The sequence below is a fragment of the Acinetobacter sp. NigerLNRRAM0016 genome, from assembly GCF_054112845.1.
In genome coordinates this window covers 1-8,086 of the sequence record NZ_JBSYVT010000071.1, presented here as the reverse complement: position 1 = coordinate 8,086, position 8,086 = coordinate 1, and the positions used below count along the sequence as shown (strand labels likewise).

The 8,086-nt window shown below is 41.2% G+C and carries 9 protein-coding genes and 1 pseudogene; 9 read left to right on the top strand and 1 reads right to left on the bottom strand.

The features are described 5' to 3' along the window. The 9 genes and pseudogenes from ACWQ4X_RS19300 to ACWQ4X_RS19260 form a co-directional block, all read left to right on the top strand. A partial coding sequence (locus tag ACWQ4X_RS19300) for a GTPase (RefSeq protein ID WP_457904633.1) occupies positions 1 to 1,147 on the top strand: 1,147 nt, incomplete at its 5' end. 688 nt (positions 1,148 to 1,835) lie between these two features. Then, on the top strand, positions 1,836 to 2,120 hold the full coding sequence (locus ACWQ4X_RS19295) for a hypothetical protein (protein ID WP_457904632.1): 285 nt from the start codon (positions 1,836 to 1,838) through the stop codon (positions 2,118 to 2,120). A 9-nt stretch (positions 2,121 to 2,129) separates the two neighbouring features. Beyond that, on the top strand, positions 2,130 to 2,432 hold the full coding sequence (locus ACWQ4X_RS19290) for a hypothetical protein (protein WP_457904631.1): 303 nt from the start codon (positions 2,130 to 2,132) through the stop codon (positions 2,430 to 2,432). A gap of 81 nt (positions 2,433 to 2,513) precedes the next feature. Continuing rightward, the gene (locus ACWQ4X_RS19285; protein ID WP_114154787.1) at positions 2,514 to 2,849 is read left to right on the top strand and encodes a hypothetical protein; all 336 of its coding nucleotides are present in this window, start codon (positions 2,514 to 2,516) and stop codon (positions 2,847 to 2,849) included. Between the two features lie 155 nt (positions 2,850 to 3,004). Continuing rightward, a pseudogene (locus ACWQ4X_RS19280) lies at positions 3,005 to 3,627 on the top strand (hypothetical protein). Between the two features lie 242 nt (positions 3,628 to 3,869). After that, positions 3,870 to 4,916, top strand: a complete 1,047-nt coding sequence (locus tag ACWQ4X_RS19275; protein WP_457904630.1) for a DUF932 domain-containing protein — start codon at positions 3,870 to 3,872, stop codon at positions 4,914 to 4,916. Between the two features lie 155 nt (positions 4,917 to 5,071). Next, positions 5,072 to 6,097 carry a YqaJ viral recombinase family nuclease gene (locus tag ACWQ4X_RS19270; RefSeq protein WP_457904634.1) on the top strand — a complete coding sequence of 342 codons (1,026 nt, stop codon included), beginning with the start codon at positions 5,072 to 5,074 and terminating at the stop codon, positions 6,095 to 6,097. Between the two features lie 139 nt (positions 6,098 to 6,236). Then, positions 6,237 to 7,166, top strand: coding sequence for a recombination directionality factor (locus ACWQ4X_RS19265; protein WP_457904629.1), 930 nt, complete (start codon positions 6,237 to 6,239; stop codon positions 7,164 to 7,166). A 96-nt stretch (positions 7,167 to 7,262) separates the two neighbouring features. Then, on the top strand, positions 7,263 to 7,490 hold the full coding sequence (locus ACWQ4X_RS19260) for a helix-turn-helix transcriptional regulator (RefSeq protein WP_457904628.1): 228 nt from the start codon (positions 7,263 to 7,265) through the stop codon (positions 7,488 to 7,490). 114 nt (positions 7,491 to 7,604) lie between these two features. On the opposite strand, the gene ACWQ4X_RS19255 is transcribed toward ACWQ4X_RS19260, so the two are convergent. Continuing rightward, a complete protein-coding gene (locus ACWQ4X_RS19255; RefSeq protein WP_457904627.1) occupies positions 7,605 to 8,054 on the bottom strand; it encodes a hypothetical protein in 450 nt (149 codons plus the stop codon). Positions 8,055 to 8,086 lie beyond the last annotated feature (32 nt).

Genomic DNA, 8,086 nt, shown 5'->3' with positions numbered 1-8,086 from the left:
TGTTATTAACGAGAAGATGTTTAACAATTCTTCGACAAAAGAAAGCTCTATTGAGGATGTACTTAATAATATTAAGGCCCAAGTAGATTTGTGGGAAAATACAGAAGTCAAAATTGCCGTTACAGGTCAAAGTGGATCAGGTAAATCTTCTTTAATTAATGCAATTGCAGGATCGAAAATCGCTCCTGTAGGCTTTGTTGAAACAACAATGGAGCCAAAAGAATATAAGACAGAGAATGGAATTATTTTAGTTGATTTGCCAGGTTGTGGTACAGCTAACTTTCCTTTTGAATCTTACGTCGATGACATGAAATTGTCTGAGTTTGATGCCATTGTTTTAGTGACAGCAAACCGTTTTTATGAAGCTGATATTAAGCTCTTTAATTACGTTACGAATGAACTTAAAAAGCCTATTTTTTTAGTACGTACAAAGATGGATGATGCTGTACGAGATGGTGCCGAAGATAATGACCTTTCTAGAGATGAAGTTATAGAAATGGTTTTAAACGATATGATTCATAATACGAATGTTTCTGATATCTCAAAAATTTATTTAGTGTCGTCTAAGCCTAAAAAGATTGCACATTTTGACACGGCTCGATTAATAAAAGACATTTCTGAAAATTTACCTAATATAAAAAAGGGAAAATTCATTAGTGAGTCCGCAGCATATAGCGAGGAAGCTATTAAAGCGAAGCGAGAAACGATAACTGAAGTTGCTAAAAGATATGCGTATTTATCAGCTGCGAATGGCTTAAACCCAGTGCTGGGTGTCAATGTTGCATTTGATGTCGGACTTTTGGTTAAGTTAACTCAAACAGTTCTAAAAAGTTATGGCCTAGTTGATTCAAGTATTGCGGACTATATTGAAAAAAGTGAAGAGAACGGTAAGCTTCATGGAACGATTCAGGGAATTAGTAAATGGTTAGCTCAATATGCTACAGAGGCTGGAATTAAACAGATTTTGCCTAAATTGGCTGTAGCACAGGCTTCTAAAAGTTTTAGTTCGTGGGTGCCTTTAGTGGGGCAGGCGATTGCCGCTGGAATTGGATATAAAATGACGAGTTATTATGCTGAAAAGCTAATTAATGAATCTGAAGAAAAAGCTATCCTTGCTCTTAAGCTCTATATTGGTGAACAATATTAAAATGATTTTGTTCCACTCGACTACCTAAGATTAATAGCTATATCTTAACTTAATTAAAGCCATTCTAGGGTGTTCGACGCTAGAATGGCTTTTTATGCTTAGTCGCGTTACACGTCTAATATTTAATCATTCTTCCATGATTTTTCTAAGTAAAGCTTAAGTTTAGAAGTAGAGTTAAAAGTACTCTAAGTAATCAATAAATATAGACATACAAAATAAGCCGTATCCATAACCATCTGAATTGACTTAACTTGCCCTCACCATTATTCTTAGCATGCTGGCCTACATTGCCAGTGGGTTTTAGCAGACCCTATACACAAGAGTACTAAAAAGTCAGATTTTTAGTACTGGATCCTCACGTCCCCCTTTTTTCTATGGTAGGACGGAGGGGGACGCGCTTGCGCGTGCTGGATCCTTGTGTACCAGTCTGCTAACCCTCTTCGTTCTGCCACCATTATTTAGCAGTGATGTGGTAGTTCTTCTTTTACACAAGGAGTCCATCATGGTCATTCAAATCATCCCCTTACTGTACTGAATTCTATTTCAAACAACTGACTTTTCATCAAGCAGTTGATGGGATTTATTCGTCTCATTTTATTCATATCTGCACATCTTCCTCACTAGGGAGCATGCATCCTTGTGTCTTAAATTTTGATTTCAATACAGAACAATATTAGAGGGGAGCTTCATGAAAATTCAAACATTCAGCATGTTTGCTGTATGCCTTTTACCTGTTTTATCTGCCTGTTCATCGACGGATGCCAAAGACCGCAAAGCCTATATTGAACAGTGTATGTATCCAAACTCAGCCATTAAAACTGCCGTAAGCAGTGAAGAATCTTGTGGCTGTCGTTATGACACCATCCGTGAACAATACGGTAAGCCATTCTTTACTGTGCCTGTGACCAGTGAAGACGATGTACGACGTCTGGACTTTGCCAGAGGTTATTCCGTTGGTAAATGCAGAGGGTAGGAACAGAACATGCTCAAGAATAAATTACTACTGATCGTCGCAATTGCTTTACTGACAGGCTGTACATCAGAACAGGAAAAAGCCTGTCAGGAAGAAGCGGATGTTGCTGAAACCGTCATGGATGTACGTTTGAAGCAAGGACAAATCGCCAATGCGACATTCTTTCTGGCTGGAAATAATGAAGCGCTACGTGAACAGCTGAGACCCATCATTCATGATGCCTTTGAATATGAACGAGGCGGATTGGCAACCTTTGATGCAACCAAGCAAATGTTTAGAGAAAAATATTACCAACAGTGTATGAATCGTTAAGACAACGCAATGCCATTCAGAAATTAAAGAATGGAAAAAATCTATCCAATCTTACGCTTTAGAAGAAATAAGTGAATCCATATGAAAATCAATAAATTGCTCTATGTCTGTCTGGCTGTCCCAGTATTCTTAATGGGATGCGGTGAAGGTTCATTCAAAGAAGAGGACATAAAGAGCTTGTACAACCAATACGCAAGCTTAAACCCAAAAGTTAAATCGGTATCCAATATCGAGTGTAGTCAGGAAGGCTACGTTTTCCCTGAAGAAAAAAAGCGCCCCATCTTTGCCTGTAGCTACGATCTTGAGTCCGAAACGGGTCAAGAGGTGAAAGAGAAAGCGGTACTAATCCAAGATGAGGCAGGCCGATTGTCCATTCAAGGTTCAGCGTTATTTGATGGTTCTAATATTCAGTATTGATTGAATACAACAGCTTGAGAGATAGATGATGTCCTTAATTTTGTGGTGTATTGGTATCGTCATTTTGTTGATTTGGTTAGGGCCAAGTTTTTTTCTCATGCTCATCTGTTTTGCCATCTTGTCAGCATTATTGGGAATAGGGGGAAAGAAATAAAATGAAAAAGATCATGATGTGGGCAACCATTGCCATGCTCACAGTGGGTTGTGAAAAGCAACCAGAAGCAGCACATGCACAGAATGCGGTTGCTCAAACTGAAGACACGAAAGCTGCGGTCAAAGCTGAAAAACTGACCGAGAAAGAAATACAGGATTTAGAGGCTTTAGAAAACTCACCCAGTGAAGAAACTGCCAGTACAGCAGGCTTTTACTTAAGTAATTTGGAAGTGACCCCTGTCGAGGAAATACGAGAGTTCATTGCCAAAGGCTGGGATGAGTGGGAAACCTTGAACAGACAGGAGGCGGAGAAGGAAGCACAACAAGCACCCGCTGACCAAGGCGATGCGACCATGCAATACCGCATTGAAATCAAGAATCAGGTCTTTGGCCCGAACAACGTGGTGGAAACAGCCTATCTACATTTAATCTCGCTCTCTGACAGCATTACTCTGGATCGAGTGGTGGTGAACCGTGGTAACTGTAAAGCCGATTATCGTGAGGTGCCAATCCCATTCTGTACGGTAAAACCATGCGCTTCTTTTTAAATTGTGATCCACGGAATGTCCGAGAGGTGGTTGCCGTATTGAAGGATGGTCGAGAAATTGTGATGACCACACAATAAGCTCAAGACGGTATCTTCAGGGGCATGAACCACGGGCTAGGTGTTTGAGGCTTTTGCGTGGATTGAAAGAAATTTCACTTATATAACATAAAGATGAATCAATACACTGAATGAGTTTGTTGAGCCAATTACATAAGGCTTAATAAGCATATTCACAAGACCAATCTGAATCAGGCTGCTGGACTTCATTCCAATTAAGGAATGGGGGCCAGCAGCCTTTTTTGTTTAGAAGGACAAAACGTATGGCACATCAAATTGAACAAATGGCTTATGTAGGCGAAACCCCTTGGCATGGCTTAGGCAACCAACTCACACAAAACCAACCGATTGAAGTCTGGGCACAACAAGCAGGCATGGACTGGCGCATTGAATCTTCCAATGTCAGCTATATGGCGCAGAATGAACGAGGGCAAAGCATCATCATGCCCTATGAAGAACAACGGGTGTTATACCGTTCCGATACCCATGCACCACTGTCTGTGGTCAGTCAACGTTATCAGGAAGTGCAACCGAAACAGATCTTAGAGTTTTATCGTGATCTGACCGAACAATCAGGCTTTGAATTGGAAACCGCAGGTGTACTCAAAGGTGGGAAGAAGTTCTGGGCATTGGCACGAACAGGACAGACTTCAGCCTTAAAGGGTAAAGATGTCAGTAATGGCTATATTCTCTTAGCGACTGCTTGTGATGGAACCCTAGCGACTACAGCACAATTCACCTCGATCCGTGTGGTGTGTAACAACACTTTAGCCATTGCCCTGAAAGGACAAAGCTCAAGTGCAGGCGTGGTCAAAGTCCCGCACAGCACCAAGTTCGATGCTGAGAAAATCAAACAGCAATTGGGTATTTCAGTCCGTACATGGGATGAACACATGTATGAAATGAAACAACTCAGTCAGCGTAAAGTGACGCAGACCGAAGCAGCAGCGTATTTTGATGCGGTGTTTAACAATACCAGCTTAAGTCCAATCGAGCAGGACGACAGTATTATCCAGTTTTATCGTAATGTCGCCACACAAGCCACCTCAGCCACTAAAGCTGACAACAAGACTGAACCGAATGGCCGTGCCATGTCCAAAGTCATGAGCATGTTTAATGGGCAGGGGCGTGGAGCAGAACTCAGTTCAGCCAAAGACACCGCTTATGGCTTGCTGTGCTCGATCACCGAATTTTGCGATCACGAACGTCGAGCCATGAGTCAGGATCACCGTCTGGATTCCGCTTGGTTTGGTGCAGGTGCAAGTTTAAAACAACGTGGACTCGAACAAGCCTTGCGCATGATTGCCTGAGCCTCATCAATGACCAGACTCACTTACTGACCTAACGCTCAAATACACCTATAGCCACGTCTTCGGATGTGGCTTTTTTATGCCCGAAATTTAATGAATATAGGAATTAAATAATGAATAGTCACTTAAATATTTCCAACTCATCCAATGCTGTAATGACCAACACAGCAATAAAAACTCAACCTTTTATTGCACCACGTTTCTTCAGTGCCAAACGTCTTGTGAACACCAAAAGTATGAGTCAAGCCGAATGGCTAGAAATCCGTAGACAAGGCATCGGTAGCAGTGATTGTGCCGCAGCCTGTGGCCTTAATCCCTATATGTCGATGCTCGAACTATGGATGATCAAAACAGGGCGAATTCAACAAAGCATCGAAGATGAAAGTGAAGGGCATGCACCTTTATATTGGGGTAAACAGCTTGAACCCTTAGTGGCTGAATACTACAGCATGCATACCAACAGCAAAGTCCGTCGTGTCAATGCCGTGTTACAACACCCTGATCCAGACAAACATTTTATGTTGGCTAACTTGGATTACTCAGTCGTGGGGAGTGCAGAAGTACAAATTCTGGAATGTAAAACTGCAGGGGAATATGGAGCCAAGCTGTGGAGAGACGGTGTACCGTTATACGTCCTCTGTCAGGTACAACACCAACTGGCCGTGACAGGCAAGAAAGCCGCGCATATCTGTGTTTTACTCTGTGGACATGAAACCCGTATCTTTAAAGTGACACGCTCAGAGTCAGTGATTCAACACATCATTAATGCAGAGCGTTACTTCTGGGAGTGTGTGGAAAAGGATACGCCACCTGAAGCCGATGCCAGTGAATCGGCAGCTAAAGCCTTACAGCTCCTCTATCCAGAACATGTACCTCTCAGTACCACGGATCTATCCGAAGATGAGCAAGCCAATCAACAGTTTGAGCAATTGCTTCAAGCTCGAAGCCAAATTGACAAGCATCAGGAGCAGTTCGATCTGCTGAAGCATCAACTTCAGGCCAAGATGCAAGATGCCGAACGTGCAACATTCACTAATGGTTCAGTGACATGGAAAAAGGCTAAAGACTCGATCAGTTTAGACAGTAAAGCCTTACTCAAATCACACCCTGAATACCTCAACCAGTTCCCACAAACTAAACAAGGTTCACGACGTTTCAATATCTACAACAAGGATGATTGAAGCTGCTTTAGCCTAAGTGCAATTCATAAGCAGCGAATCAAGCTCCACTCAACAATCCCATGCCTCAGCATGGGATTTTTTATATCAATTTCATTTTAAGCAAACACAGAAACTTATTTAAACAGAAGAGGAAAACACCATGATTAAAGGTCTAGCCATCACACCGCCTATTCTAGGGCGAATCAGTATTGGCAAGGTTGTCGAAAAGAACGGTAAACGTATCCCTGAAAAGGATGACCAATTTACTATTACTAGTCAAATTCAAGGCAAAGAAGGGTGGATTAAACATCCACTGGATGAGCAGCTTCGAGCCAAAGCACCCAATCAAAAACTCCGTTCAATCCCAGTTCGTATGATCTTTAACGATCCAGAGCTTAACTTGAGGGCTGAGTACAGTTTATTTGACCGTCAGACAGGGCGCCCCGTGTGTGTAGGAAATGGAGAAACCTGTCAACGATTGACCCATCAAGGGATTGAGCAACATTCATGTCCATCTCCTGATCTATGTCCAATGGCACAAGGCGGCAACTGCAAGCCATATGGGCGTTTGCATGTCAATTTAGATGAGTCCGATGAACTCGGCACATTCATTTTTAGAACCACGGGTTTTAATAGCATTCGTACTTTGGCAGCAAGACTCAGTTATTACCATGCGGCATCAAATGGCTTGCTTTCATGCCTACCCTTACAACTCACCCTGAGAGGCAAGTCCACTACACAAAGCTACCGTACACCTGTGTATTACGTGGATTTAACGCTCAGGGATGGCGTCAACCTTCAACACGCTATTCAAACAGCTAAGGACATTGATCAACAAAGTAAAGCTTCAGGATTTAACCAACATGCTTTAGATCAGATGGCACGGCAGGGTTATGGCAACGCACGATTTGAGGTGGATTTAGAGGAGGGGCTGGATTTAGTTGAAGAGTTTTATACAGATGAACTTGTTGAGTTTGAACAAGTACAGCCTAACTCAAAAGCTAAAGCAAAGCCTAAGTTCCATCAGGGGGAGGGCTTTGTGCAGGATATTCAGCAAGGTTTACAGCAGAATGTACGAGCTGTGAATTAGATGGGATTAGACAAGATTGGACTCAGTAAAATTTTATTGGACTGACCTATTATCTGAGCGAATCACCGCTCGCATCAATGATCAGGAGTCAACATCATGAATGCGTTCACAGGTCAAACTTTTCAGATGAATCAAATTATTAATATTAATGAGGTAATTGAGTTTACAAGTATTAGTCGAGCAAAAATTTATGAAATGATAAAAGTGAATTCAAAGTACTATGATCCAACTTTTCCAAAGCCAGTTCGCTTAAGTGAGTCGCGCATTGGATGGGTAGCTTTGGAAGTTCATCAATGGATTGAAGCTAAGATAAAAAGTCGATAAGCTTGGGAGCGAAAGCTCCCTTTTTTTTGAGAAAAGCTGAGAGTTACCATTCATCAATATAAATTCTAGGACCTAATATTTAGTAAAGGTTGAATTTTGGTAGACTTCAAGTTTTTAGAAACTAAAAATCTTAGCTTGTTGTAAAAAAATAATCATGATGCCTAATATATAGACAAATGCAAATAAGAACCAAATCAGTAAGATAAATGCGCCTTCTAGACGAATTCTTATCAAAGATGCACTCTTTAAGCCTTTAAAGCTTTCTGAGATATCTATTAAGAGATTATCTTCTTTTTGAGGGTGCTTCATTAAACATATACGATCAAATTTTTCACCTTGACGCCATAAGTAATCACGATAGTCATTGTATAAAATAGCTGCATTATTGGCTGCTAAATACATGGACCAGAGTAGTAATAAAAAACCAATGATGTATAAGCTATGGAACTGATACCACGTAAGACCTAATTTTGTGTCCGCACGATAAAGGCATAGTAAACCTATCCCGCCTAACAATAGTTGTGCAGAAATATTTCTAGAAAATGACTGTAATTCTTTATTCATTTCATTATCAAATAGCATGATTTACCTATATT

Coding starts and splice junctions, on each gene's coding strand:
- ACWQ4X_RS19295 (WP_457904632.1), top strand. CDS start 1,836: ATGAAAATTCAAACATTCAGCATGTTTGCTGTATGCCTTTTACCTGTT.
- ACWQ4X_RS19290 (WP_457904631.1), top strand. CDS start 2,130: ATGCTCAAGAATAAATTACTACTGATCGTCGCAATTGCTTTACTGACA.
- ACWQ4X_RS19285 (WP_114154787.1), top strand. CDS start 2,514: ATGAAAATCAATAAATTGCTCTATGTCTGTCTGGCTGTCCCAGTATTC.
- ACWQ4X_RS19275 (WP_457904630.1), top strand. CDS start 3,870: ATGGCACATCAAATTGAACAAATGGCTTATGTAGGCGAAACCCCTTGG.
- ACWQ4X_RS19270 (WP_457904634.1), top strand. CDS start 5,072: ATGACCAACACAGCAATAAAAACTCAACCTTTTATTGCACCACGTTTC.
- ACWQ4X_RS19265 (WP_457904629.1), top strand. CDS start 6,237: ATGATTAAAGGTCTAGCCATCACACCGCCTATTCTAGGGCGAATCAGT.
- ACWQ4X_RS19260 (WP_457904628.1), top strand. CDS start 7,263: ATGAATGCGTTCACAGGTCAAACTTTTCAGATGAATCAAATTATTAAT.
- ACWQ4X_RS19255 (WP_457904627.1), bottom strand. CDS start 8,054: ATGAATAAAGAATTACAGTCATTTTCTAGAAATATTTCTGCACAACTA.